This is a genomic window from Cohnella sp. OV330 (assembly GCF_900112065.1).
Lineage (GTDB): Bacteria > Bacillota > Bacilli > Paenibacillales > Paenibacillaceae > Cohnella.
On the sequence record NZ_FOKE01000011.1, the window covers coordinates 235,166 to 261,971 of the forward strand.

The window sequence follows — 26,806 nt, forward strand, 5'->3', positions numbered from 1 at the left end:
CGCCGGACGCGCAAGACGCGCGCTCCGGCGGCAACAGGCCGCAAGCGGAAACGAGAAGCGGGTATACCGCTCGCTATTCGCTGGCCGTCAAGAGATCGGGATGAGAATCGTGAAGGCAGGGTTCGGATCGTGCGAATCCTGCGCCATCGGGTACAGCTCGATATGCGTGAATTCGCCGCCCGCCGCCTTGTAGCCTTGCTTCTCGATCCAGGCGTACATATTGCTATAGGACAGGCCGATGGACTGCCCTTTCTTATGCTCGTATTTGGCGCAGGTCAGCGCGGGCACCTCGATGCGGATCATGTCTCCCGGCACCGCGGCGCCTTCCGGCACCTCCACGGCGGCGTAATGCAAGAAGCCTTCCTTAACCACATGGGACGAGAGGCCAAGCAAAATATCGGGCTGCGTCAACTTTGGAATCTTGTCCAGCTGCCTCTTTAACTCGTCCTGAAGATCCCGGATTTCGCCCGCCTCCGCGCCTGCGAACGTTCCTTCCCACTTCAACCCGACGGCCTCGAAGCCCGGCATCTCGTAGAGGACGATGTCTCCTGCGGATGCCTCCGTGTCCGCGGCGCGACCGGCTTCATCCAATTTTAGATTCAGGTTCATCTGCTCGTGCTGCGACATGGAACTCAGCTCCTTTGCTTTTATGATGAGCATGCGCGCCCCTCTTCCTCGGCTCGGGTGCCCGATGGCCGGCTGCGGAGACGCGCGATCGCAATCGTTCGTCTAATCCCTTACCTGCAAATCGCGGGTTTGAACCCTTATAGTCTATCGAAGAATGCTCCCTCTCTACTTCGCTTCTACGAAAAAATCCGCCCAACGGGTAGCCGAAAGCCCGCTCTCCGGGAAGGGAATATACGCAGGGCTATTGATCGCGATCCAGTAGGAGCCCGCTTCCTTAAGCGTGATCGAGCCGCTGAACGCGCCGTCCTTGATCGCGATGTCCTGCTTGCCCACCGTCTCGTACACCTGGTGAGCAAATCCAGAGCCTTGCGGCGCGTACTTCTGAATGACGACCGTCACCTCGTCGAAGCCGAGGTTATGCGGGTCGTTGACCTTGCCGGCTACGGCGATCGGCGTCCCCGCCTTCGTCTCGACGAAGCCCGACGTCGGCGCCTCGACGGTCAGGTAGCTCTGCGCTTCCTCCGTGAGGTTGACCGGCACGGTGCTCGGATCGTCGACGTGGCGGACGACCTTGAACTCCGGGCCGCTCGAGCCGACAGGGGCAGCCTGCAAAAGGTTGATGCCCGGATGGAGCTGCGCAGTGAATCGGATCCGATTGTACAGGTTGCCGTCGATCTCGATATCCTTGGCGACGACCTGGCTGCCGTCCGAGCCGCCCGCCCAGGAGCCTGCTCTGGTCGAGGCCATCAGCTGCGGCGCGTACAGCTCCTTGCGGTACAGCACGGTGAACGTCGTCTCCGCTTCGTTCGTATCCCAGGAAGCCCGCATGACCTGCGCCGGCTTTTCGCTCCACTTCCAGACGACCTGGCCGTCGGCCGTCGCCGCCGACAGACCGAGCCAAGTCAGCGCTTTCACCGGCACATAGGCGACGCCGTCCTGGAGGAACGGCTTGGGCGCTGTATAGTATTCGGCCGGCAGCATGTTCCCTTCGCCGTCGTAGACGCGGTCCGAGCCGATGCGGAAGTTCAGCTCCGTCAGGCCCGGATTGATCTTGGCATTCGCCGTGACGCGCAACTGCTTCAACTTCGGGTCCCAGGCGATCGCCGATACTGCGCCGGATTGGCTGAGCGTGCGCAGCGCCACGTAGACGCGGCCGTCCTTGAGGACCGGCTTCGCAGTCGCCACCGCCTTGCCGTCGAGCGTGGCGCCCGAGCCGTTCAGCTTGATCTTCATCTCGTGCCGGACCAGGTCGAGCCTGGCGACATCCGGCGCGGGATCAACGACCAAAACCGGCGTAACTTCATTCGCAGCTTGCGTATCCGCGTCCGCTGCCGCTGCCGGCGAGATCGCGCTGGCAGTGAATACGGCGAATGCCGCCGTTACCATGAGCAAGCTTCTTTTTACGATAGTAGACATAAACATTCCTCCTCTTCTTGATCTGCCTGCCTACGTGCGCATTCAAGTCTATGACTCATTCGGCGACGGACCGATCGGCGCTAGCAGGATGTATTCGCGTCTCATAACCCGCTCCCCAAATTTCCGCATCCCTACTCCGCCGGTCGATGAATGCGCATGCTTTCGACTATAAGGACGCGACACGTTGGTTAAAGTTGCAAAATGGTATGCGTAGTTAGGCGTGCATCGCTTGCCTTTCAGGTCTGCGTACCAAAGATCGATTGCTTGATATCCCATGCCAGGACAGCTGGGACAGCCTGAAACGGCAAAGGACCGTGCGGCATCACTCGCCGACGCGGTCCTTTACTATTTTGCTTGAAGCTGCGAAGCCGTCTCCAGCACGTTTTAACGGTATCCCCTTCGATCAGGAATCAACCTCCTGAGCGAAGGGGATATCCTTCAAACGCGCTGCAGCTCCCTCGACGCTTACTCCCCTTCGGTCAGAATCGCCTGAACTCTGCCGACCTGACCATCCTGGAGCCTCACTTTGATGCCGTGCGGATGCGTGGCCGAATTGGTCAACAGATCCTTCACGATGCCTCGTGTCAGCTTCCCCGTACGCTGATCCTGCTTCAATACGATATCCACCGTCAGTCCGGGCTTGACGTCGCTGCGGTTCCGCCCGCTGCCTGCCATATACGCTCATTCCTTCCTGTACCAAGCACATCTGTGGCTGCCTGTTCTCGCTTTGTCCGACCCTTTCATCATATCAAGACGGCGAGCCCGGTGCATCTTCGTGGACATGGACTAGCTGAAGTGTCTCCGCAATGATACAATATGTATCTAAAGGAGGCACTCTGTTATGTTACTGACTGCCCGCGGCAGCGCACGGAACCCGTATCTGCTCCTGGTACTTTCCGTATTCGATGCGCTGGCGACGGATTCCGGCATTCGACTGCAGTTGGTCCAAGAAGCGAATCCGATCGCGAAGGCGTTGTACGAATCCCACGTCCTCCTTTTCTACGGCTACAAGACCCTCCTGCCGCTTCTCCTGCTGCTCTTGCTCCGTCATACGCCCGAGCGTCCGATCGTTCGTGTCGGGACCTCGCTCGCTACCGCTTTGTACGCAGTCGTCGCTATCTATCACGTCATCTGGATCGGGGTCGCCGCGGCAACCCCCTAAACTTGGTCGTTACGATACACGCCTTCTCTTGCGGCTGCAGCGTTCAAGCGATACGATACGTGTAAGGCCAGGGAGGCGATATCGCGATGCAAGAGCAGCCTGTAAAAGTTTATAACACCGCCGTCGAGGCGACGCTCGAAGTCATCGGCGGCAAGTGGAAGCCGGTCATCCTCTTCTACCTCACCTTCGGCAAGCGGCGCAACGGCGAATTGATGCGGCTTATCCCTTCGATTACGCAAAAGGTTCTATCGCAGCAGTTGTCCGAATTAGTGGCAGACGGCGTAGTCTCGCGCATCGTTTACAACGAGGTGCCGCCCAAGGTCGAATATGAGTTGACGCCTTACGGCCGGAGCTTGAGAGATTTGCTTCATCTCATGTGCAAATGGGGCGACGCGCATATCGAGCGTTCCTACGGCGACCGTGGACGCGTGCTGTTCGAGCCGCCGCAGGACGCCGATTGAACGAACGAAGCCGGCCCCGCCAGTAACGGCGAAGCCGGCCTCGTCATGCGCCTGGATCAAGGAATGACCTTGCGCAGGCGCAGGTCCTCGAAGATCCCCATGAACATCTCTTCGGTGTCTATGAATTCATGGAATCCGAAGCGGCGCGCTTTCGTGCCGTCGGCAAAGAAATCGTAATCCCACGAAAAAACGAAATCCCCGAACCGCCAGGATGAGACATCGTCGTAACTGTTCGGCATGAGGTCGTATTTCTCGACCATCGCATCCCACAGCGGCGCCTTGTCCGCCATCACGGTCTCTAAAGACATCTGAAGCGGAGGCGCGGTCTCGAGCCCGAAGTTCGCCGCAATCTTCGGCCATAGCTCGTTCCAGCGAAAGAGGTCGCCGTTCGCGATGTTAAAAGCCTGGTTCGCGCAGCGCGGATCGGTCGCCGCCCATACTGTCGCCCTGGCCAGCAGGCCGGCGTCGGTCATTTCCAGCAGGCTGCCGTATGCGCCAGGCTTGCCCGGGAAGCGCAGCGGCAGCCCCAGCTCCTTGGATATCGCGGCATAGATCGCGATGACCATCGCGAGGTTCATCGGGTTGCCGGTCGCATAGCCGGCTACGACGGAGGGCCGCAGCGCGGACCAAGTCCACGTAGAGCCAGGCTGCCTCCGCTCGAGGAACTGCTGCTGGTCGACGTTGAACTCCGGCGGCATATGACCGGCATCCGTCTCGCGCGCGGGCGTCTTGAACGGACCGAGGTGCGCGCCGTAGACCTTGTAGCCTTGCATCAAGCTGATATGCCGGAGGCCCGGCGCGATCGGCTCGACAGCGTCCACCGTATGGACGAGCATCGCCAGATTCGGCTGGACGAGCTCGGCCCAGCTCGGACGATCCTGATAGGCCGCATAGAAAATATGCGTGATATCGGTCAGCCCGCCCAGCTTGTCGCGCGTATCCGCCTCGTCTAGCAGATCGGCCGCCACGTAGCGGATGCGACCGGTATTTTCGCCACCGCGCCGCGATATGCCGACGATGTCCCATTCAGGCAGCGTCGCCAGATAATCGATCAGGTTCCGCCCGATCACGCCGTTCGCGCCGATCACCAATGCCGTTTTGCGGACTTCCGTATTCGTATCATTCATGCTCATCTTCCTCCTCGCTTCGGTTGAACCCATTGTGCGGCAAAGGAGGAGAAGTGAACAGTACGCACCTTCAAGTCATCTAGTTACTTCCAAGTAATAAAAGCGTCGCGACGCTGTCCAAGCGCTACTCCGCCGCCCCTACGTCATGCTGTCCGATGATCAGCGTAATCGGTTCCAAGTATGCGCGAAGCGCGCTCTTCTCTCCCGTCGTATCCACTTCGATATCGACAACCTTGCTGCTCACCGTGCGTTCTTCCCGGCGGTCGTATACGACTTCGAACTCTCTCAAGCCGAGCGGGTACGTGACGACCGACCAGCCGATCGCCAGCGAGCCGGGCACGTCCACCGCATGGGAGAAGTCGACGCGCGTCAACAACTCCTCGTTCATGTCTACGATCGTCACCTGCTGCAAAATTTCCGTCTTCATTTCGTTATCCCCTTTTGCGAATAATGGAAAAAAATATATTCTTAGCGCCGTCGGCACGGACAAAAGCGTCCTACGGCTTTTATCGGCGATTCCATGCTACATTTGTGAGTCATTCAATCGTTTGATAAGAACGGCAAGATTCAGCTGAAGAAAAAACAAAAAAACGCCTCGCGCACGTTTTCGTACGCGAAGCGTTTCGCTGCTTGTCAGGCTTTATTTGCGGCCTTTCGGCGAACGCGAAGGCGCTTTGCCGCGGCCCGCTCCGCCGCCCGGAGCGCCGCCGAAGCCGCCCCGCCCGCCGGTAGACGGCTTGCGTCCGCCGTCCCGCGAGCCTCCGGCCTGGGGCCTGCCGCCGCTGCGTCCGCCGGACGGCCGCTCGCTGCCGCGGGCGAAGCTGCCCGCGCCGCCGCTGCTTGAGCCGGCGCCGAAGCTGCGCTCGCCGCGGCCCGACGATGCGCGGTCGCCGCCGCGCTTAGGCCGCTCTGCCGGCGCGCCTGGCTTGCCGGCGCGCTCGGCCCTGCCGCCCAGCGCGGATGCGCCGGCGTAGCGGCCCTCGCCCGCGCTGCTGCCGCCGCTGCGCGGCCCGCGGCCCGGCGCCGCCTGCGGCCTGCCGGCGCCGGCTTCGCGGCGGCCATTGCCCGGGCCGCCCGCGCCCGGCCTGCGGCGCTGAGCCTGCGGCTCCGCCGCGCGCTCTTCGGGAGCCGGGGCGAAGTACTCGCCCTGCTCCCACCACTTGGCGGCGCGCTCCTCGCCTGCGCCGCCACCGGCACCTGCGTCGCGTCCGCCGCGCGCAGGTACGCCCTTGCCGCGGCCGGCGCCTGCGTTCGCGGCGCCGCCGCGCAGACCCCGCTCCGCGGTACCGCGACCGCCGAGCGCCGCTGCGCTATCGCCGCGCGCCCCGCGCACGACGCCGCCGCGTACCGCGCCGCGGCCTTCGCCCCGCGCGCCGCGATCGTCTCCGCGGCTCTCGCCGCGGCGCCCGCCTCCGGCGCCTCGCGTCGCGCCGCTGCGCGATCCAGCGCCCGCTGCGCCCGCGCGCTTGCCGAATGCGCCAGGCGTCCGCGTCTTCACCGTCGCCGAGCCTTCGGCAGCCACGCTGCCGCCGGCCTCGCCGATCTTGCGCCGCTCGATGAACATGCCGATGCCGTCTTCGATCACGCCCAGGTCCCCGCGGTCCTTGGGCGAGACGAACGTGATCGCCATGCCCGACTCGCCCGCACGGCCCGTCCGGCCGATGCGGTGGATATAGCTCTCCGCGTCCTGCGGCACGTCGTAGTTATATACGTGCGTCACGCCTTCGACGTCAAGCCCGCGCGCCGCGATGTCCGTCGCCACCAGAATCTGCAGCTTCGCCTCGCGGAACTTCCGCATGACCTGCTCCCGCTTCGCCTGCGACAAATCCCCGTGCAGCTCGTCGCTGCTGTAGCCCATCGCCTGCAGCGCTTCGTTCAGCGTGCTCGCGCGCCGCTTCGTCCGGCAGAAGACCATGCCGAGGTAAGGCTGGGTCTCCTCGATCATCGCCACCAGCGCTGCCTGCTTGGCCCGGTCCGTCGTCTCGATGACGAGCTGCGCCGTATCCTTGACCGTCACCTGCTTCGCCTTGACCGTCACTTCCTGCGGGTCCCGCAGATAGCGGCCGGCCAGATTCCGGATCTTGTCCGGTATCGTCGCCGAGAAGAGCATCGTCTGCCTGTCCTTCGGCGTCTTGGACATGATCTCCTCGACCTCGCCGAGAAAGCCCATGTGCAGCATCTGGTCGGCTTCGTCGAGCACCATCATGCGCACGTTGGACAGCCTGACCGTCTCGCGCCGCATATGATCGAGCAGCCGGCCCGGCGTCGCCACGATCATGTGCATGTTGCCTTCCAGCTTGTGCAGCTGCGCCTCGACGTCCTGGCCGCCGTAGACTGCCAGCACGCGCACGCCCTCATAGACTGGCAGCAGCTTCTTGATCTCCGCCGTAATCTGGATCGCGAGCTCGCGCGTCGGCGTCACGATCAACCCTTGCAGATACGGCACCTCCGGCTTGATCCGCTCCAGCATCGGCAGCACGAACGCGAGCGTTTTGCCCGTACCGGTCTGCGCCTGGCTGATGACGTCCTTGCCCGTCAGGGCGACCGGGATCGTCTGCGCCTGCACCGGCGTCGGCTGCTTGATGCCCAAGCTATGCAATAATTCGGATGCGCGCGCCGCCACACCCAATGGTCCAAACTCTGCCACAATAGCACCTCATTTATATTCGCGGACCGCTGTCCGCGCATTCGTACTCCTATCCTACCACATTAATTGTCGATTTCCGCATTTCGGCCCGCCCTTTATTTCCATGGCGCCGTCTCCTTATTTTACCCATTTGAACGGTATCCCCTTCGATCAGGATGCATCTTTCTTCCTGACGGAAGGGGATATCGTTCAAATGCGTTCGAATGCCGTCTAATCTGCTTAAACCCTCTTGTAACGGGCTTCCTCTCCTGACGGAAGGGGATACCGTTAAAACGGTCTACGCATTAAAAACGGCTGCGCCGGACAATGCCCGGCCAGCCGTATTTATTAGTTACAGCCAGATTACCAGCGCCAGCACGACGGCCAGCACGATCCGGTAGATGGCGAACGGTACGAGCTTGATCCGGTTGATCAGGTTCAGGAAGAACCGGATCGCCACCAGCGCGACCAAGAACGCTGCGACGAAGCCTGCGATGTAAAACGGTAGCATGTCGGCCGTAATGTACTGGTAGTTCTTGAGCAGCGTGATGAGGCTCGCGCCTGCCATGATCGGTACGGCCATGATAAAGGTGAAGTCGGCCGCAGCACGGTGGCTGAGTCCGAGCAAAACGCCGCCCGAGATCGTCGAGCCGGACCGCGAGAAGCCCGGCCACAGCGAGAAGCACTGAATAAGGCCGATTAGAAGCGCCTGTCTATAGGTAATCTGGTCAACCGTATTCGCCGTCGGACGCTTCGGCGCCAGCCGATCCGCGCCGATCATGAGGATCGCGCCCAGGACGAGGCCGACGAGCACCGTCTCGGTGGAAAAGAGGTGTTCCTCGATCGTATCGTCGAACAGGAAGCCCAGGATGCCCGCCGGGATGAGTCCGACGATGACCTGCATCAGCTTCAGCCGGCCGGTGCCTGTACCGCTCCATTCTCCCGTCCCCTCATGCTCCGCTTCGATGCGCGCGTCTTTGCCCTTGAGTTTCCGAAGTCCGAGCAAGTCCATGAACCGCCGCCAGAACAGCACGACGACCGCCAGAATCGAGCCGAGCTGGATGACGACCTTGAATGCGACCGCCGCGTCCGAGCCGAGGAAGTCCTCCGTCTTGAGCCACAGATCGTCGACGATGATCATGTGACCGGTAGAAGAGACGGGCGCGAATTCCGTGACGCCTTCGACGATGCCGATGATGATGCCTTTTAGAATTTCCAGGAATGACATATGTACGCTCTACTCCCTTTCCCGATTCCGATTTCCTATGGTCTAGTTTATAGGGAATGAAGGGTCCTTGTCTAATGGACTGGGGCCCAGGCTTCCGCTACTATAGTACCCTTCGGGGAAGGATTCGAGCGCGACCATGCGATCTTTTGCTTCGCAGGTCAGGCAAAAAACGTCTGGGGATACTTCAGCTCCCCGTACTTCTCCTTGCGCGTCGCCGCGAGACGGGCCAGCTCGCCTTCTGCCAGCTCCAGCACCATGAACACGTCGTCCGGCACGTCGAACTGCATCAGGACAAAACCGCTATCTACCGCAGGCTTGAAGCCGAACCGCGGGTAGTAGGACGGATGGCCGATGAGGAAAATAAGCTTGTGGCCAAGCCGCTCCGCCCGGCGGATGCCTTCCCGGATCAGCTCGCCCCCGATGCCGCGTCCCTGCGCGTCAGGCAGCACGCCGATCGGCGCCAGCACGAGCGTGTCCGTCGCGTCTTGGCCGTCCACAAGCTCCGCTTTGCTGATCAGCATATGGCCGACGATCCGGCCGTCCGACTCCGCCACGAGCGACAGCTCGGGCACGAAACCGGCGGACTCGCGTATGCGGTCCGCGAGCCGGCTCTCGTCCTCCCGCCCGCCGAAGGCGGCCAAGTGGACCTCCCTGACCGCTTCGATATCCTCATTCGTTTCCGTGCGAATATTCGTCATTCCGTTTCTCTCCCCGCTTTATTTAGCCGCCGCTTCCGTCGCTTCGACGTCGGCATGCTCGACTGCAGCGCCGCCTTGCAGCTGGTACATCGCATAGTATTTACCCTGCAGCCGCATTAGACGCTCATGATCGCCGCGCTCGACGATGACGCCGTGGTCCAGCACGAGGATCTGATCGGCCTGACGGATCGTGGACAGCCGGTGGGCAATGACGAACGTCGTCCGGCCTTTCTTGAGTACGTCAAGCGCCGCCTGGATGATGGCTTCGGTCTCGGTGTCGATGCTGGCCGTCGCCTCGTCTAGGATCAGAATCGCCGGATCGTAAGCCAGCGCCCTGGCGAAGGAAATCAGCTGCCGCTGGCCCGCGGACAGCGTCGCGCCCTTCTCGATGACGGGCTCGTCGAGCCCGCCGGGCAAGCTCATGAACATGTCGTAAGCGCCGACGTCGCGCAGCGCCTGCTCGACCCGCTCCCGCGTGATCGCGGGGTTGCCAAGGCTCACATTCGACGCGATCGTTCCCGTGAACAAGAACGGATCCTGCAGTACGATGCCCATATGCGTACGCAGTTGCTGCTTCGGGATATCGCGGACGTCTACGCCGTCCACCTTAATGCTGCCCTCTTCGATATCGTAGAAACGAAATAGCAGGTTCAGGATCGAGCTCTTGCCGGAGCCTGTATGTCCGACGAGCGCGACCGTCTCGCCCTGGCGGGCGTGGAAGTTCACGTCCTTGAGCACGTTCTCGCCCTTCTTGTAGGCGAACGTCACATGCTCGAAGCGGACGTCGCCGCCGCTGCGAGGCGCGGTGCCTTGCTCGACTGGGATGCCCGGTTCGTCCAGCAGCTCGAATACGCGGGACGCGGATACTCTTGCCGTCTCCAGGTTGGAGAGCTGGTTGACGATGCCGACGATCGGCTGGAACATCCGGTTCATGTAGTCGATGAACGCGTACAGCACGCCGACCGTGACCGCGCTGCTGAGCGATCCGCCCCAGAACATCCAGAGGACGGCCAGGAAGATCAGATTGCGCACGACGTTCACGAGATTGTGGGAGGTAATCGAGTTCAGACTGACCAGCTTCGTCTGGTGATTGAAGTAGTCCTCGTTGAGCTCGTCGAACTCTTTGGCCATCTTCTTCTGTCTGCCGAACGCCTGGATGATCGTCATCCCTTGGATGGACTCGTTGATCATGCCGTTGATATCGCTTAGTTTGGCGCGGATCACGTTGTTCAGCTTGCCCGCATACTTGCGGTAAAGGACGATCCAGATCGCCAACATCGGTATGAGCGGCAGGGCGATGAGCGCGAGGCTCGTGTCGAGCAGGAACAGCGCCCCCAGGATCGCGGTCATGTAGACGATGCCCGAGAAAAAGTTCGCCAGCACCGCCACGAACAATTCGCGCACGGCTTCGGTGTCGTTGGTTATACGCGAGACGACCTTGCCCGCAGGCAGGTTGTCGAAGTACTGCACCGGCAAGCGATGCGTATGCGCGAATACGTCCTCGCGCATGCGCTGCACGATGCGGTTCGCCGACGTCTGCAGCAGCAGCTTCTGCCCGTAGGTGAACGCCGCGGCGAGCAGCAGCAGCCCGAAGTACGCGGCAGCCAGCTGCAGCAGCATCGGCACCTCCGGCTTGTAGAACTGGTACAATTCGGCTTTCGTCAGTTTGGTGGCCGCATATTGCGCGCTGCGGCCGTCCTTGGCGGTCACGGTCATCGTGCCGTCCGTGACCGAACGCGCGCCGTCGAACGCCAAGTCGCTGTCGACCCAGTAGTAGCTGCGCTTCTCCTGGAGCACGCGCTTGGCCAGAGCCGGGCTGCGGTCCGCGTCTGCCGGCAGATGGTCGTTTCTCACGTACCAGTTACCTCGGTAGGAGACCGCGTCGCTTTGCTTGGCCTGAACCTGGTACCAGGTTTTCTCGATGCCCAGAATGTTCTGGTCGATCATCCGCTTGGCCAGCATCGGTCCGAGCAGCTCGGCGCACACCGCCAACGCCAGCATCACCAGCGCCCAGATGATCGTTTTTTTATACAGCAGTGCGTAGCGGTATAAACGCTTGCCTGTCATGATTGGTCACCTTCATTTCTTTCTCTTCTCTTCGCTTCGTTAAGGACGACTAGGATGGCTTGCGCGAATATCGGCGCTTAACCCTCGACGATCGCTTCGAGCTGCTGCCGATCGTACTGTTCCTTGTACCAGCCGCCGTGCGCCAGCAGCTCTTCATGCGTGCCTCGCTCGACGACATAGCCTTCGTCCAGGACGAGGATGAGGTCCGCATGCTGAACCGCGGACAGCCGGTGCGTCGCGATGAGCGTCGTCTTGCCGGCCCGCTCCGTGCGGATGCCTTCGATGATCTCGGCCTCGGTCCGCGCATCGACGGCGGACAGCGCGTCGTCCAGCATGAGGATCTCCGGATCGGCGATCATCGCCCGGGCGATGCTCACGCGCTGCTTCTGCCCGCCGGACAGCGCCACGCCTTTCTCGCCGACCAGCGTCTCAAGCCCGTCTGGCAGGAAGGCGATGTCCTTGGCGAAAGAGGCCCGGACGAGCGCATGCTGCAGCTGTTCCGGCGTGGCCTCTTCTTGACCGAACAAGATATTTTCGCGTATCGTCCGGGAAAACAGGATCGGGTTCTGCGGCACGTAGCCAACCCAGGCGAGCAGACGGTCGATGCCGATGTCTTGGATCGGCACGCCGGAGATCGACACTTCCCCGCTGCCCGCGGGATACTCCCGAAGCAGTTGCTTGAGCAGCGTCGTCTTGCCGCTGCCCGTGCGCCCGACGATGCCGAGCGTCTGGCCGCGCTTCAGCTCGAAGCCGACGTCGATCAGATTGTCTACCGCCGAAGACGGATAGCGGAAGGTCACTGCCTTGAACGCGAGCGTCTCCGGCGCCTTCACCTCGGCGAGCCGCTGCGGGTCCTGGACGTCCGGCACATAACCGAGCGTCTCGTTGACCCGGTCGAGCGAAGCGTTGCCGCGCTGCATAATGTTGATCAGTTCGCCGATGGCGAACATCGGCCAGATCAGCATCCCGAGGAAGATGTTAAAGGACACGAGCTCTCCGAGCGTGATCTCGCTCCGAAAAACCAGATATCCGCCGTAGCACACGCCGATAATATAGCTGAGTCCGATCAGAATCTTATTCGTCGGCTCGAACAGCGCGTCGATGCGGGCGACGGCGATATTGCGATCAAGCACTTCGTTCGTCTTCTCGTGAAACCGCGCCTCGTCCGCCTTTTCCTGAACGTAGGCGCGAATGACGCGAACGCCCGTCACCGATTCGAGCACCTGGTCGTTCAGCTCGCCGAACGAATCCTGCGCCTTCATGAAGCGGTCGTGAATCTTGCCGCCGAAGTGCTTCATCGCCAGCGCGATGAGCGGCAGCGGCAGCATCGCCGCGAGCGTCAGCTTCCAGTTGATCATTCCCGCCATCATGAACAGGATCGTGACCATGAAGATGGATGAATCGATCAGCGTCAGGATACCGAAGCCGGCCGTGTTCGAGATGGCCCACAAATCGTTCGTCGCGCGCGCCATCAGGTCGCCCGTCCGATTGCGCTCGTAAAACGTCGGCGTCATTCGCAGCAGATGACGGATCAGCTTCGTACGAAGCAGCCGTTCAAGCACCATCGAGCCTCCGAAAAGCTGATACATCCACACGTAGTTGATGCAGTAGCCGACGATCGTCAGCCCGAGCCATAGCATGACGATGTGGTAGAAATCGCCCTGCGACATCGTCCCCTGCTGGATCCCGTCGATCGTGTTGCCGAGCAGCTTGGGAGGCACGATGTCGACGATGCCCGCGATGGCGAGCAGCACGACCGCGATCGTATACCTTTTCCAATGCGCTCTGAAAAACCATTTTAACTTGATAAGTACGCTAAGCATTTTTTCCCTCTCTTCTGTTCCCGATCGCATCCAAGCATGCAAAAAGGCGCACCGCCCGTAAGCGATACGCCTATTCTATGCATTCGGTCCCGGTTTTCGAACATTCGTTCGTTCCGGGGCGAATAAGAAAGGGCGCACGATTACGGATACGTAATCGCGCGCCCTTGATATCCATCGTTGGATTAAACGGGCTTTAACGGATTACGTTCGCTTCCAAAGGCAGCAACGACGGCAGCTGGAACAATCATGAATGTACGCATCGAACGCAATCCTCCCTTCCAATTGTGAAATGTATTTGACACTTTGCCACTTTACCATCGGCCCACTGAAGCTGTCAATGGGGTATTCGGAAAATTATGGGTCGTCTCCGCCCGTCCTCACGCTTGAAGCGTCCGGTTCAAAGGGTATAACTGAAGTATATACACCGCGGGCTTGCTCGCGGATTTGAACGAAAGGCGGCGCCCTTATGGGGTTTATACTCGTCTACATACTGATCGTGTTTCTTGTCATCGAGATTTCCGCCATCCTTATGCGCGCGACGGGGCTCGAGCATCCCATCGCGCGTTTTCAGGTCGTCTCGCTCCTGACCGGCACCGGCTTCACGACCAGGGAGTCCGAGCTGATCCTGGGACACCCGGTGCGCAGAAGGATCGGCATCTTCTTGATTCTGTTCGGGGCTTTCTCGCTCGCCGTCATGATCTCCTGCGTCAGCGCCATCATCGCCCCCGCTTTTCATTTGTACCCGCTGTCGCTGGCGTCCGGCGCGCTCGTTCTCGTTTACCTCGCTCTCCGCATACCCGCTGTGACCAAGCAGCTGGAGAAGCGAATGAGCGGCGCCTTCCGTCAATCCTTCGCGATTCACGAGCTCGCGATTCAGGAGGTGCTATACTTAGAGAAGGAAGATGCCTTCATCGACATTCCGATCGGCGAGGCGTCGCCCGCCATCGGCCGTACGATCAAGGATTTGTGCGACAGGTTGCCGGACGTGAATATCCTCTTGATCAAGCGCGGCACCATCGCGATCCGCGATCGCCGCATGGAAACGCCGCTTGAGGCGGGAGACGTGCTGTACGTATACGGGAGCATGAGACAGATCAAGCGCTCGTTCGGCGCCGAACTTGAAGCGAAGAAGGTCATGGAACGCGACGAAAGGCAGGCGGTCTCACCTTTATGAAGAAAGAGAACCATAGCGTGGTACAGCCGTTTCATCGCGGGGACGAATCGGATCGGCCGATTCGGGAAGCGCACTTTCAATTTCTGTTTCCCTTCTCCCTGACGACCGATTGCCACAAAGACGTGAAAAACACGCTGGAACGGGAAGGCTTCACGCCCTTTCGGCTGAGCGCGCTGGAGCTGGAACAGGCATTTTACGGACCGAAGCATCGCGTGTCGCACCGCGATATGGAGCGTTATTACCTGCCGTTCACGAACCATGTCCTATTTCCTTCGGAAGACAACGAGGAAAGCTTTCAGCGCATGAGCAAAGCATTGGGCACGACGGCCGTGCTCCGAACGCGCTATTTCGATGCGCCGTTCGTCCTGCATGCCGTAGACGTCGTGCTTTGCCCGTTCGACACCGGCTTCATTACGCTTCGCGTCCAGCTGCTCAAGGAGAATATAACCTTGACGGAGGCGATCGAATTCGCCGACCGTCTCCGCGCGCTCCAGGACGCCCACAGCGAGGACCGCGCCGCGAGTGTCGAGTACGAAGGCGAGTGCTATAAAGAGGTCCAGGATTTCATCTTCCAAGCCATCGTGCCTCATATGGTCGAACATCTCGACCGCACGCCGATGGATGGCGCGTACTTCGAAGAATTGCCTTACCTGATCGACGAGCGTATGTACGTCATGGCGAGCTATTCCTTTCCCGAAAATACGGAGATAACGCTCCTCGATCGCTATCGCGCTTCCAGGCTAGACGGACTAGACGACAACGGCAATCCCTATATTAGCGCCTATTATATGCCCTACATCGAGGAATACTGCCGAAGCACCGGCCTCGAGCGGTGGGCGCCGTATGCCTACTACCAGACCGACGAGAGCTGCTTCTGCTGCCTGAACAACCTGCCTGAGCGCAAATCGGACGCCATCGTCAACAAAATGTACGGCGAATATTATTACGGCCTGCTGCTGAATCTTTTTCACCGCATCGTCCTGTTGAAGCTGTCGAACGCCTATTCCCGCGTCCAGATGGAACGAGATTCGGAGAAGACTGAGCTGCTCATCCGCGACATCACCACATTCTCGGCCAAGTACAACTTCCTCGAGGTGGTCTCGCAATCCCAGGGGCGGGAGATCTTCCTCCAACTGCGCAGGATGTATGGCAACGACGAGCTGTTCGAGGATGTGAAGCAGACCCTTACCGATCTGTTCAAATATCAAGAAAACGCCAACTCGCGCCGCTCCAGCTACTTGCTGACCGTCCTCACCATTTACACCGTCATCAGCGGGATCTACGGCATGAACCAGGTGATCGAGGATCTGAAAAATCCGATCAAATGGAGCAAAATGTCCGGCTATTCGCCATTCGAATGGATCGCGCTCGCCGTCACCTGCAGCGGCCTGCTCGTCGCGTTCCTCCTCACCGGCAACATCTTGTGGAAGTGGGGCCGGGAGCTGCTCAAGCGGTTCAAAAGCTGATGTCGCGCTGTCGTCGGGCACGCACGTGTATGCCCGACGACTTCACATATCGCCATAGATAGGTGAGGGCACGAGCCGGGGCCCTAACCCTCTTCGCCGGTTTGCGCAAGTGAGGCCGCGGGTCGGGAAGACCACCCCTCTTCACCCGTTTTAACGATATCCCCTTCGCTCAGGAAGCGAACGAAAGTACGTAACTTAAGCATAGGCGGTTGAGCGGAGCTTCGTGCATACGGTTATTCGTGCGCTATCCTCCGCATATACCGCCGTTTCTTGAACGATTGACACGGTTGCATATATCGCGAGGCGCTTATGAAGCGATTTTTTGACGCGATTTTGCATGCTTGCGACCCCATTTGATCGGTTGGATGCCGCCTCTCTTTCCAACCAAATCTCGGTATATAATCGTATTCGTCATGCCGCACAAACCGATCAATTCGATCATCGTATCGCTTCGGAACATACGGCGGAAACAAAACTCGTCAAGATACGCCTGCAAATGCTTCGGGCCGATCCCTCCGAACGTCCGGGCCAGCCACCTGACGGCTTCGTTCCATATCGCATGCAGCGCCGAACGTTCTCTCCGATTGCGGCGATCAAAGACCTTGATCTCGTGAGATTCGTCCCCCGCAAGGATTGCATGATTCTGCAAAAAACGTTCCAATTCGCACGAATCATTGGGACTGCCGGCGGCGGATTCCATCCGCTTGATCTTCAAACGCGTCATGGTGCCGGACGACTCGACTACAGAAGCGCCGACGATCACGGGATGCGCCCTATGCTCGGCCTCCGCGCCCATGCTGCTAAAACGACGGCTGTATTCGTATGCGTAAAACTCCCCAAGCACCTGTAGCTGTCCTTGCAGCGGGAGCTCCCGGTCCCATTGTTCGATGGCATAACGAAGCTTGTGATTCATCAGCCACGCGGTCTTGTAAGTGACCTGAATAAGCTCGGACAACAGCGTGGCGCTGATGCCGATCTGCATGAGATACATCGCCTGAAACCACTTGAAGAGCGGCGTGCGCGTGCCTTCAAGTACCGTGCCTGCCGTGAGCGAAGTCTGGTGCCTGCAGGACATGCACTCGAACAACCGGCGTCCCCTTGATGAAACGTTGTAATGGTGCGGATGCAAACAACGGGGACATTTGTACCCGTTCGGCCATTTCGCCATAAAGAGGGCGCCCTCGCAGTCTTCCTCGCTATAAACCGGCATCCCGTCTCCAATCGAATATCGGCTTCCGCCCATGGCCTACACCTCGCTATAAGGGAACATTTGTTCTTATTATAGCAAAAAATGGTTAACTTAGCTACTGTTTTTTTGCTTTTCGGTGCGGGTACCGATCCTTGCGAAGCGAGCGTCGTCTCCTGATCGAAGGGGATATCTTTAAAACGTGTCGGGCAAGCCATCGTTCCTGAGTAAAGGGGATATCGTTAAAATGTATGCACAAGCCATCGTTCCTGACTGAAGGGGATATCGTTAAAACGTGTCGGAGAGTAGACTCAGGCCGATGGAGATCCAGCGGACATTGGAGCGGAAAGCAGCAGGGACATAAAAAAGAGAACGCCGAAACGCCCCCTGAGGAGCGTCTTGCGTTCTCTAAACGGCGGAGCTTCGGCAGCCTCGTTCAGACGACGAGAAAGTGTACCGGCTCCTTGCAATATTCGCAGTGCTGCGGCGGATCCCAGGCGGAGAACTTGGTCTCCTGCAAATTGACGAGATCGGGCGCATCCTCGTATTCGTCGACGAAGGTGTCGATCGCGAGCTCTACGTGTTCTTTACATACGCAATACATGATGAGATGTCCTTCCTCTTGCCGAAGATCGGCTCATGTGGTTAGCCGTCGTTCTCGGTCTTCTCGACGAGCTTCACGCTGAGCTCGCCCTTCTTCCCGTCACGATAGTAGGTGATATCTAGCGTATCCCCGATCTTGGTCTTCGTATACAAGAACTTGCGCAAATCGAGGGTGCTGCTGATCGGCTGGCCGTCGAGCGCTACGATGATATCGTTAAAGGCAAGACCCGCCGCCTTAGCCGGGCCGACGGCTTCGAGGACGACTACGCCGTCCGTCACGCCGTCCGGTACGACGAGCTCTTCGCCCGTCGGAACATCGTCGTCGTCGCCGTTCGAGTCGGGCGTAGCTTCGGCGTCGTCGGATGGCGCCTCATCCTCCGAGTTGGCGCTATTGTCCAGATAGATGGACAGATCCATCGAGTAGACGCCCAGATAAGGACGCATGATTTTGCCGTGCTCCATCAATTGGTCGACGATCGGCATGGCATCGTCGATCGGGATCGAAAATCCGATGCCCTCTACGCTCGTGTCCGCAACCTTCATGCTGTTGATGCCGACCACTTGACCGTTCAGGTTGACCAGCGCGCCGCCGCTATTGCCCGGATTGATCGGCGCCGAGATCTGGATGACCTCTTCCTCCCAATCGTAGACGCCGTCCTGGTTAAGGGAGATAGGCACCGTCGTCTTCAGATTGGAGACGATGCCGTTAGAGAGCGAGTCGCTGAACCCCAGCGGATTGCCGACCGCGATGACGGTCTCGCCCTTGCGCAGCTTGCCCGAATCCCCGATATCGGCGACTTGATTGATCCCCTTGTCGTCCGTCTCAAGGACGGCCAGATCGGTGATGGTATCCTTGCCTACGACGGTCGCCGTCTTTTTGGTGCCGTTCGACAGTACGATCTGAAGCTTCACGCTGTCTGCGATGACGTGGGCGTTCGTGATCATATAGGCCTTCCCTTTTTGCTTCAGGAAGATCACGCCGGAGCCCAAGCTGGTGCCTTCTTGGATCGCTGCCTCGTTGTTCGCGGACCCGCCTTGCGTCTGATTGATGACGCTCACGACGACGGGACCGACCTTGGCGGCGGCGGAGATGATCCGCTCATTCGTGTCGTAACCGCCGGTGACGCTGGAAGATATAGCCGGCGCCGCGGCGCCGCTTTTCGGACGGTCGACGGTCAGATAAAAAAGGGATGCAACCAGCACGGAGCTGGCCAGCGAAGAGACGAGCGCTATTTTCAAAGCGGAGTTCTGGCGGCCCCAACGGCTCGGCCGGTTCCAGGAGCCGGACGGCTCCCGGCTGCTCCGCTTTACTTTGGTAGAGTAAAAATCGTCTTTGAAAAAGCCCATGAGACGCCTCCCTCGCTGACCGAATAAAAGCCAAGAAAAATGGAATGTACGGCGAGCGATTTGACTAAAATAGTAATAGATTCACAGATCCATAGCAAGCAAACCGACGACAAATCCCATTGGTAATGCAAGGAGGACAAGCGCGTGAAACCCACGTCTCCCCATTGGTCGTTCGTAGACTTCGCGGCGCAGCTCGCCGATCTGAAGGACGACCGTTATCGCCAGCTGCTGGCGCTTACCACGCTGATCGAAGTGCTGGTCGATAAAGGCATCGTCACCGCAGAGGAACTGCGCCTGAAGTCGGAAGAGATGGAAGAAGAGCTGGAACGCCATCTGCTCTGACGGACTTAGGCCTTCACCAGATCCCAAGCCGTAGGCCGGTCCGCATACGTATCGCACAAGGCGAACTCGTGCTTCTGGTAGAAAACGCCGTTATCTTCTAATACGGTATTCACCGTAAGCTTCGCTAAATCCATCAAATTGTGCTCCTGGCTCAAATGAGCGAGGTACACGCGTTTGGTGCGGCCTTCGGATACGAGCCGGCATAGCGTATCGCCGGCCGCTTCGTTCGACAGATGGCCCATGTCGCCGAGGATGCGGCGTTTGATATTCCAAGGATATCGGCCCATCCGGAGCATGTTGATATCGTGGTTGGCCTCCAGCACGAGTACGTCCGACTCCAGCAGTTGACTCATGACCTTGTCGCTGACATAGCCCAGATCGGTGGCCAGCGTCAGCTTTGCGCCGTCGGACCGGAAGCAATAGCCCACCGGCTCTTCCGCATCGTGCGAGATGGCGTACGATTCGATTCGCAGATCGAACAGCTCCATCACGCCGCCTGTGGGCAGCACCTTGCGTTGTTCGTCCGGCAGCTCGCCCACGTGCTTGTTCATAGCGCCCCACGTCTTCTCGTTCGCATAGACGGGGAGGCCGTATTTGCGGGCAAATGCGCCCAGTCCTTTAATATGGTCAGAATGCTCGTGCGTCACGAAGATGGCGTCCAGCTCGCTGCCCGACACCTCGCGCTCCTGCATGAGCGATTCGATTTTTTTGCCGCTTAGACCGGCATCGATGAGCACCGTCGCCGCGCTTGAGGACACGACGGTCGCGTTGCCCGTCGATCCGCTGGACAGCACCGTGAAGCGAAGTCCCATAAGCTTTGTTTCCCTTCTCTCTTCTCTCCGGCAAGGCTATATGTCTCTCTAAGGATCTTTATAGTCGCGCACTCTATTTTATTCTATCAGATTAGAGCCCTTCAGCGTTAATTACTTCATGTCGCGCTCGCGAATTTTACGGTACAGAGAGCGGTTCGAGCGAAGTTTCTTTGTCCGTGGAAACTTCGCCGCTGGCCGCGTTGACGTAAAATACGCCTCCGTCTTCAAGCAGGATACGCCAGGAAGGCGCGGCGACCTGCGTATCGGAGTTGAAGATGCCTTGCCCGTGATAACCGAGCTGCACTTCCTTGACGGCGGCGCCTGCCGGCAAGTACTTTTTGAGGATCAGGCTCGTGAGCGCCTGAGTCGCCGGCAGCACCTTCTGGTCCGGCCCGCCCTCGGACGGCAGCGTCTCGATCAGGTCCTGGCTGTATCCCTGAATTTTCTGCTCGCTGTAGTAGAGGATCAGCTTGGCGTCGAAGAGAGGCAGGCCCTCCACCGTGCGATTGAATGCGTACTCGCCTTCCCCGGCGCTGCCGTAATAATCGAATTGATATCTCGTTAGATCGGGAATGACTTCCCCCAGCGCCTGCTGCAGCTCCTTGTTGTTGAACACGATGCGCGTCTCCCGGGGCGGCTCGATCGCGATCCGCTGATCGCCTGCGGTACCGGCGGGCACCTGCTGCTTGTACGTGATATCGCGCAGGCTCGGCGTATCCGTCGGAATCTTGGCCTCGATGCGGATGTTCTTCTCCTGCATGATCTGCCTGGCCTCGGCGGGCAGGGAGGTCCAGTCGACCGTCGAGTCGATTCTCTCCCGCCACTCAAGCCAAAGCTGATAACCGAGCACGATGTTCAGCGCAAAAAAAGCGACGATGAGAACGGTCTTCGCTCTTCCCCAGTCCACCTTCGCTCCCCCCTCCTCGAAAATTTGCTTTGTCGTTCGGATCAGACGGCGAAGCGAACTTCGCCGTCTGACGTGCGTATCGCCCATACCGGCTCCAACACCAGTCTATCCTGCGCTAATGTCGTACGGTAAGCCGGGAATAGCGACTCGACCTGCTGCCCGCCTGCCGCTTGGCGGACCTTAACCAACAGCTGGTTGCCCGAAATCAGGCTGTACGGCTGCGCAGCTCCGACCTTGTCCCCCAGTACGAGCAGGGACCGCTCATAAGAGCTGACGAAGCCTTGCTGCACGGCGAGCTGCATATAACCGAATCTAAACTCTCCTTCGGAGAGGAGCGGCACGTCGCCGTAATATTGCTGGAAGCGGATCGAAGGATCCGCGTCGTTCGACTCGTTCGAGCCGGGCGCCTGCGTCAGACGAAATGAGCCGTTCCAGCCGCCGTGCTGGTTGACGAACTGAACGGCCGAAGTGATGTTCTCGGCGGGATCGTCCCGCCCCTCGGCCCGCGCGACGGGGTCTTTGAAGGACAGCCAGCCGCCTCCTTGCTCCACCTTGAGTCCTCGCTTCGTGTCCGCATAGATCTGCGCGCCGTCCTGACTGTCCTGGATCATGCGCGTCGTCGTCGGGTCGTTGAACAGATTGCGCTGCATCTGATCGGCCGTGTATTTGGTGAAGCTCACCTCAAAGCGGCTCAGCGCGAGTGATCGGTCCGGCACGTACACGCCGTTGGCCCAGTAACTGAAAGGCTTCCAATACTGACCGAATCCGACGCTCTGTTCGACGTCCTGGGCGGTCAGGTCGACTTGGGCGGCTTCGTACACCTGGGTGCCTTCGGCGTTCAGGAAGAAGCTGCGCACCTCACCGCTGTCCGGACGGGCGAAGATCCAGATCCGGTCGACCGCTCCTTCGGCGAGGAGCGCTTCGCCGTCGATGCCTTTGAACGCACGCTGGAGCATCGAGAAGGGAATATCGCGCCCGAAGCGGATCTCGATGCCCTCGTCCTGCTTGCGCACCTGCTCCCAGTCGATCGCGCTCGCCTCGGCTCGCTGGAAGCCTTTGAACTCGCGGCTTGACAGCTTATCCAGCACCATCCCGTAGAAGGTGTCGTGCGGATAGAAAACCGTATGCTTGTCCTGTCCCATATGAATGACGAGCGATTCGGGGAAGAGCAGGTTCTCGACCTTCTCTTCGGGTCCCAGCTCTTCGGTCTTGACATAGTCCTGTTCGGTCTTCACCTGCGTCTCCAGGTTCGGCATGCTGTAGGCGAGAAAATAGCTCTGTACGAGACTGAGGACGACGAGCAGCGCGAGCGCGACGGATTTGACTTTATCGATCAAGCGTACTCACTTCCTTCCTGCACCATCGGAAGCGTGACCGTCACGGTCGTGCCGACCCCCGGCTCGGAATCGAGGAGAATGCTGCCGCCGTTGGCGCGGACGATTTCCCGGGCAATCGAGAGGCCGAGCCCCGTACCGCCCATATTGCGCGAGCGCGCCTTGTCCACGCGGTAGAAACGGTCGAAAATATGCGCCAGATCCTTCTTCGGAATCCCGATGCCCGTGTCGCGCACGGAAACCGAGAGCTGACCCGACTCGGTCGGTCCCGCGGTCAAACGCACCGAACCGCCATCAAGGGTGTACTTGATCGCGTTGGACACGATGTTGTCGAGTACTTGGTCGATGCCGTCGCGATCGATCCATACTTTGGCCAGGTTCGGATCGACCTCGACCTTGACCGTGATCGCCTTCTGCCGCAGCTGCAGCGAAAAGCGGTCGACGACGTCTTCCATCATCTCGCCGACGTCGGTCATCTGGCGACGAAGCTGCGCCTGCTTGGAGTCGAAGCGCGACAGATGGAGCAGGTCGTTGACGAGGCGGATCATGCGCTCCGTCTCGCTTCGGATGACGCCGACGAAGCGCTCCGCGAGCGGCGGCTCGGCGAGCGCGCCGTCGTCGAGCGCCTCGGTGTAGCTTTTAATCGTCGTGAGCGGCGTGCGCAGCTCGTGCGAGACGTTCGCGACGAACTCGCGCCGCGAGTTGTCGAGCTTCTCGGCCTCGGTGACGTCGTGAAGCACGGCGATGACGCCGACCACGCCCTTATCTCTTCGGCGGATCGGCGTGAGCGACGCGCGGAATACAAGCTCTTCCTCGCTGACGGCCTGCATCCGGGAGATGAGGCGAGTCGACTCCTTGCCCTCGAGCGTGCCGGCGATAGCGGCCTTGTCGATGGCCAGGCATTCGGACAGCGTCATCCCTTCGATCGTCTCCTGCTCGAGCATCGCCCGGGCGCGTCGATTGGCGACGATGACCCGCCCGATCTCGTCCGTGGCGAGCACGCCGTCGTTCATGTTCGAGAGAATCGAGGAGAGCTTCTCGTTTTCCTCTTCGTTGATGGACAGCGCTTCGCTGAGCCGCTCGGTCATCTCGTTGAACGCCGCGCTGAGCTGTCCGATCTCGTCATTGCCCAAGATCGGCACCCGCTCGTCGAAGCGGCCTTCGGCTACGGCGGCGACCTGCAGCGTGAGCGCCTTGATCGGAGACGTAATCGTGCCCGACAACAAGATGCCGAGCACCGCCGTCAAGCCTAGCGCGAGCAGCATTCCCGAGACGAAGATACGGTTGATCCGCTCCACTGTATTGTACAGATCGGACATGGCGGCGACGACGTAGACGGCGCCGATCACCCTGTCGCCGCTTAGAATCGGCTTGGCGATGACCTTTTTGCGGATATGATCCTCGTCGATCAGCTCGCCGGTATTGTCGCTGATGCCCTGAAGCGAGCGGCTCACGAGGAGCGACGTGTTTTTGCGTCCGATGTAGCTCTGGTGCGACTCTAGCGATGTCGAGAGCACGCGTCCGCTGGCGTCTAGCACCTGCGTCTCCGTGCCGTTCTGGCTGAAGAGGCTGCCCACCAGCTGATTGAGCGACTCGATGGCTTCGTCTGAGCGGTTGCCCTCGCTGTCCTGCTTGGCGAATTCGCCCGAGCCGAGCAGGACAGCGAGCAGCTGCGCCTGCCTATTGATATCCGAAGTGAAGCTATCGATGAGCGACTTCTTCATCGTGCTGATAAAGTAAACGCCGATCAGCTGCACCGCGATGAGAATGAGCAGAAGCACCATCATGATCAGCTTCGCCTGAATCGTGCGCAGCGGCGCGAACAGCTTCATCCCCCGTACCCGCCCGCCATCTTGGGACTGCGCATCAGATAGCCGAGACCTCTGCGAGTCATGATCAGCTCAGGCTTGCTTGGATCGTCCTCGAGCTTCTCTCTGAGCCGCCGGATCGTCACGTCCACCGTCCGCACGTCGCCGAAGTACTCGAAGCCCCAGACGGCCTGGAGCAGATGCTCCCGCGTCATGACCTTGCCGCTGTTGCGCGCTAGATAATGCACGAGCTCGAACTCGCGATGCGTCAGGTCCAGCGGCTGGCCGTTCTTGTAAACGACGTACATATCCGTATCGATAAAAAGATTGAACAGCTTGAGGCCCTGCCGCTCCGGCTCCGCCTCCTGCTCGGCGCCCCCGCGGGGCTCGTCCAGCTTGCGCTGGCGGCGCAGATGCGCCTTGACGCGCGCGAGCAGTTCTCGCGTGCCGAACGGCTTGGTGACGTAGTCGTCCGCGCCCAGCTCGAGACCCAGCACCTTGTCCAGCTCGGTATCCTTGGCCGTCAGCATGATGATCGGCGTCGACAGCCGGCTGCGAACCTCGCGGCAGACATCCATCCCGTCCTTGACCGGCAGCATCAGATCGAGGAGGATCAGGTCCGGATCGTGCTCGAACGCGAGCTGCACGGCCTCCCCGCCGTCGAAGGCGCAGATGACCTCGTAGCCCTCTTTTTCCAGGTTGAACTTCAATATATCGGCGATCGGCCGCTCGTCGTCCACGACCAGAATTTTGCCCGGCATGCGCTGGCCTCCGTATCCCTATCCCGCTTCCTCGGAACTTTATCGTCCGGCGGCTATGATTAGCCTTATTTTAACATACCCTAGGTTTCTGCCCAACAGAGAACGCCCTCCGAAAGCGCGTTTCGAAGGGCGTTTGCATGGGTAAATGTTTACAAATAATCCGCAGGGTTCTTCAGCTTGCCGTTCAAGTAGACTTCGAAGTGCAGATGCGTACCGAAGGAATGACCTGTATTGCCCATCACGCCGATGGCTTCGCCCTGTTCGACGACTTGGCCGACCTTGACGTTAATCTTGCTCAGATGACCGTACAGCGTCTTGTAGCCGTTGTTATGATTGATAATGATGGCGTTGCCGTAGCCGCTCATGCTGTCGTCCGCGAGCTCGACGACGCCGTTGTCCGCAGCCTTCACGCTGCTTGAACCGACCATGTCGAAGCCTTTGTGCAGCCTTCCCCATCGCTTGCCGTAGTAGCTCGTGATTCTGTGGCCCGCTACCGGCCAGATGAAGTTGCCCGAACCTTCGCTCGGCGTCACCTTCGTGCCCTTCAGCATGACGGTCGAGAGGGCAGGCGTCACCACCTTGGTCGACACCTGCTCTTCTTCGATGACGAGCCCATTGCGCCGAAGCAGCTTATAGGTGACGATTCGCTTGCCGTCGGACCCGGGTCTGACGATCTTCGATATGCCTGCCTTGAGCTCGTCCGTCTGACGAATCTCGAGCGGCGCGTCGACCGCTTCCGTCTGCGTCACCGTTTCTTCCGAACGGACGTTCAGGAGCGGCTCTTGGACCGTCAGATTCAGCTGATCGCCGATCTTGATCTTGTCTTCTTCGATCCAAGGATTGTTCTGATAAATGAGATCCTCTGACACCTGCTGCTCGTCCGCGATGCAACCGATGCAATCGCCGGCCTTCACCGTATAGACGCGCTGCACGGTATGTCCCGCGATCAGCCGCTTGACGAGCGCTTCGTCGTCCTCGATCTGGCTGGCGTCGATCTCCGTCAGCTCCGCGATCGCGACCTTCTCCTCGAAAGTCGCGCTGTCGTCGGCCGCAGGCGCTTGCTCCTTCGCCTTGCCCGACGCGGCGGCTTGTCCGCTGCCTGCTGCCGGGAGCTCGTCGCCGGTCGCCGACGCCTGAGCGCTGAAGGAGAGCGACTGCACTTCCTTGGCGACCGGCTTCTTCGCGTTTTTCGCGGCCGCTGCTGCAGGCGCCGGCGCATAGTGCGCCTTGATCTGCTCCAGCACGCGCTCCGCCGTCTCTTTGTCCCGCACGACCGCGATCGCCTTGCCGTCGACCATCAGCTTGACGCCGGTCGGATGCGTCTTCAGCGCATCGCCGACCTGGGCGGCCACGGCCGCGTCGTCCAGCTTTTTGCCGTAGGCCTCGGCATCCTTGTAGGTGACCTGCCCTTCATCGAGCTCGTACAAAATATCGCCGCCCGCCTGGGCCAGCTGGGCTGCCTTCGCGGCGACGCTGCGCTCGATGGCGCTTCGGTCGCCGACGTCCCCGACATACTCGCCGCCGATCCATACTTCCGAATAAGACAACGTATGGGCCTCGATATGCTGCTTGACGAGTACCGTGCCTCCGCCTGCCGCGACGACCGCCGCGCATACGGCGATCGCGGTCTTGCGTCCCGCCCGGCGCTTGATCCAGACGGCCGCTCCCTTGACGGCTCCCGCAATTCGCTTGCTTCTGCTGCCGTTATTCATAGATAACTCCTTGATCGCTATGTAAGATGGATTGCCGCTTTACAAAAAGCGACATCTTCAACACTGTAGCATAGCGTCTATCGGGCTATCAATGAAACGGCGCTTAGAATTCTCTCATC

24 protein-coding genes are annotated in these 26,806 nt (G+C 59.8%); 5 read left to right on the top strand and 19 right to left on the bottom strand.

From position 1 onward, the window contains the following. Positions 1-87 precede the first annotated feature (87 nt). The 3 genes from BM235_RS24210 to BM235_RS24220 all read right to left on the bottom strand — a co-directional run bounded on the left by BM235_RS24210 (position 88) and on the right by BM235_RS24220 (position 2,718). The gene (locus BM235_RS24210; RefSeq protein ID WP_255374571.1) at positions 88-660 is read right to left on the bottom strand and encodes a GyrI-like domain-containing protein; all 573 of its coding nucleotides are present in this window, start codon (positions 658-660) and stop codon (positions 88-90) included. Between the two features lie 132 nt (positions 661-792). After that, entirely contained in the window at positions 793-2,043 is a 1,251-nt protein-coding gene (locus BM235_RS24215) for a stalk domain-containing protein (protein WP_090116811.1), read from the bottom strand. 465 nt (positions 2,044-2,508) lie between these two features. Continuing rightward, positions 2,509-2,718 carry a YwbE family protein gene (locus BM235_RS24220; RefSeq protein WP_090116812.1) on the bottom strand — a complete coding sequence of 70 codons (210 nt, stop codon included), beginning with the start codon at positions 2,716-2,718 and terminating at the stop codon, positions 2,509-2,511. 166 nt (positions 2,719-2,884) lie between these two features. Here BM235_RS24220 and BM235_RS24225 point away from each other — a divergent pair, with 166 nt between their 5' ends. Further along, the gene (locus tag BM235_RS24225; RefSeq protein WP_090116813.1) at positions 2,885-3,205 is read left to right on the top strand and encodes a DUF5658 family protein; all 321 of its coding nucleotides are present in this window, start codon (positions 2,885-2,887) and stop codon (positions 3,203-3,205) included. A gap of 86 nt (positions 3,206-3,291) precedes the next feature. Further along, positions 3,292-3,666 (top strand): winged helix-turn-helix transcriptional regulator, encoded by a 375-nt coding sequence (locus tag BM235_RS24230; protein WP_090116814.1) that lies wholly within the window; start codon positions 3,292-3,294, stop codon positions 3,664-3,666. Between the two features lie 56 nt (positions 3,667-3,722). On the opposite strand, the gene BM235_RS24235 is transcribed toward BM235_RS24230, so the two are convergent. The 7 genes from BM235_RS24235 to BM235_RS24265 all read right to left on the bottom strand — a co-directional run bounded on the left by BM235_RS24235 (position 3,723) and on the right by BM235_RS24265 (position 13,235). Beyond that, positions 3,723-4,793 carry an SDR family oxidoreductase gene (locus tag BM235_RS24235; protein WP_090116815.1) on the bottom strand — a complete coding sequence of 357 codons (1,071 nt, stop codon included), beginning with the start codon at positions 4,791-4,793 and terminating at the stop codon, positions 3,723-3,725. Between the two features lie 124 nt (positions 4,794-4,917). Further along, positions 4,918-5,220: a hypothetical protein gene (locus tag BM235_RS24240; protein WP_090116816.1), complete on the bottom strand. Its 303-nt coding sequence runs from the start codon at positions 5,218-5,220 to the stop codon at positions 4,918-4,920. Between the two features lie 213 nt (positions 5,221-5,433). Further along, on the bottom strand, positions 5,434-7,440 hold the full coding sequence (locus BM235_RS24245; RefSeq protein WP_090116817.1) for a DEAD/DEAH box helicase: 2,007 nt from the start codon (positions 7,438-7,440) through the stop codon (positions 5,434-5,436). A 331-nt stretch (positions 7,441-7,771) separates the two neighbouring features. Then, on the bottom strand, positions 7,772-8,647 hold the full coding sequence (locus BM235_RS24250; protein ID WP_090116818.1) for an undecaprenyl-diphosphate phosphatase: 876 nt from the start codon (positions 8,645-8,647) through the stop codon (positions 7,772-7,774). 158 nt (positions 8,648-8,805) lie between these two features. Then, on the bottom strand, positions 8,806-9,345 hold the full coding sequence (locus BM235_RS24255; protein WP_090116819.1) for a GNAT family N-acetyltransferase: 540 nt from the start codon (positions 9,343-9,345) through the stop codon (positions 8,806-8,808). Between the two features lie 18 nt (positions 9,346-9,363). Then, complete coding sequence (locus BM235_RS24260) at positions 9,364-11,412, bottom strand: ABC transporter ATP-binding protein (protein WP_090116820.1); 2,049 nt, start codon at positions 11,410-11,412, stop codon at positions 9,364-9,366. Between the two features lie 77 nt (positions 11,413-11,489). Then, positions 11,490-13,235, bottom strand: a complete 1,746-nt coding sequence (locus BM235_RS24265) for an ABC transporter ATP-binding protein (RefSeq protein ID WP_090116821.1) — start codon at positions 13,233-13,235, stop codon at positions 11,490-11,492. A gap of 466 nt (positions 13,236-13,701) precedes the next feature. Here BM235_RS24265 and BM235_RS24270 point away from each other — a divergent pair, with 466 nt between their 5' ends. Together BM235_RS24270 and BM235_RS24275 are read left to right on the top strand one after the other, a co-directional pair. Continuing rightward, positions 13,702-14,409, top strand: coding sequence for a TrkA C-terminal domain-containing protein (locus tag BM235_RS24270; RefSeq protein WP_090116822.1), 708 nt, complete (start codon positions 13,702-13,704; stop codon positions 14,407-14,409). Beyond that, entirely contained in the window at positions 14,406-15,875 is a 1,470-nt protein-coding gene (locus BM235_RS24275; RefSeq protein WP_090116823.1) for a magnesium transporter CorA family protein, read from the top strand. Before BM235_RS24270 ends, BM235_RS24275 begins: the two co-directional genes overlap by 4 nt. A 307-nt stretch (positions 15,876-16,182) precedes the next feature. Here the strand turns inward: BM235_RS24275 and BM235_RS24280 are convergent, their stop codons facing one another. The 3 genes from BM235_RS24280 to BM235_RS24290 form a co-directional block, all read right to left on the bottom strand. After that, entirely contained in the window at positions 16,183-17,118 is a 936-nt protein-coding gene (locus tag BM235_RS24280) for a transposase (protein WP_090116824.1), read from the bottom strand. Positions 17,119-17,497: 379 nt separating this feature from the next. Next, complete coding sequence (locus BM235_RS24285; RefSeq protein WP_090116825.1) at positions 17,498-17,665, bottom strand: CxxH/CxxC protein; 168 nt, start codon at positions 17,663-17,665, stop codon at positions 17,498-17,500. Between the two features lie 41 nt (positions 17,666-17,706). Continuing rightward, positions 17,707-19,011, bottom strand: a complete 1,305-nt coding sequence (locus BM235_RS24290) for a S1C family serine protease (RefSeq protein WP_090116826.1) — start codon at positions 19,009-19,011, stop codon at positions 17,707-17,709. A gap of 144 nt (positions 19,012-19,155) precedes the next feature. Here BM235_RS24290 and BM235_RS24295 point away from each other — a divergent pair, with 144 nt between their 5' ends. Beyond that, positions 19,156-19,353: a hypothetical protein gene (locus BM235_RS24295; RefSeq protein ID WP_090116827.1), complete on the top strand. Its 198-nt coding sequence runs from the start codon at positions 19,156-19,158 to the stop codon at positions 19,351-19,353. 5 nt (positions 19,354-19,358) lie between these two features. Here the strand turns inward: BM235_RS24295 and BM235_RS24300 are convergent, their stop codons facing one another. From BM235_RS24300 to BM235_RS24325, 6 genes are all read right to left on the bottom strand, one after another. Continuing rightward, a complete protein-coding gene (locus tag BM235_RS24300) occupies positions 19,359-20,165 on the bottom strand; it encodes an MBL fold metallo-hydrolase (RefSeq protein WP_090116828.1) in 807 nt (268 codons plus the stop codon). 136 nt (positions 20,166-20,301) lie between these two features. Further along, entirely contained in the window at positions 20,302-21,072 is a 771-nt protein-coding gene (gene yycI, locus BM235_RS24305; RefSeq protein ID WP_090116829.1) for a two-component system regulatory protein YycI, read from the bottom strand. A 41-nt stretch (positions 21,073-21,113) separates the two neighbouring features. Next, positions 21,114-22,409, bottom strand: a complete 1,296-nt coding sequence (locus BM235_RS24310) for a YycH family regulatory protein (RefSeq protein WP_090116830.1) — start codon at positions 22,407-22,409, stop codon at positions 21,114-21,116. Next, a complete protein-coding gene (gene walK, locus BM235_RS24315) occupies positions 22,406-24,238 on the bottom strand; it encodes a cell wall metabolism sensor histidine kinase WalK (RefSeq protein WP_090116831.1) in 1,833 nt (610 codons plus the stop codon). The genes BM235_RS24310 and walK overlap by 4 nt, the downstream gene beginning before the upstream one ends. Then, positions 24,235-24,975, bottom strand: coding sequence for a response regulator YycF (yycF, locus tag BM235_RS24320; RefSeq protein WP_090116832.1), 741 nt, complete (start codon positions 24,973-24,975; stop codon positions 24,235-24,237). Before yycF ends, walK begins: the two co-directional genes overlap by 4 nt. A gap of 149 nt (positions 24,976-25,124) precedes the next feature. After that, positions 25,125-26,687, bottom strand: coding sequence for a LysM peptidoglycan-binding domain-containing M23 family metallopeptidase (locus tag BM235_RS24325; protein ID WP_090116833.1), 1,563 nt, complete (start codon positions 26,685-26,687; stop codon positions 25,125-25,127). Between the last annotated feature and the right edge of the window lie 119 nt (positions 26,688-26,806).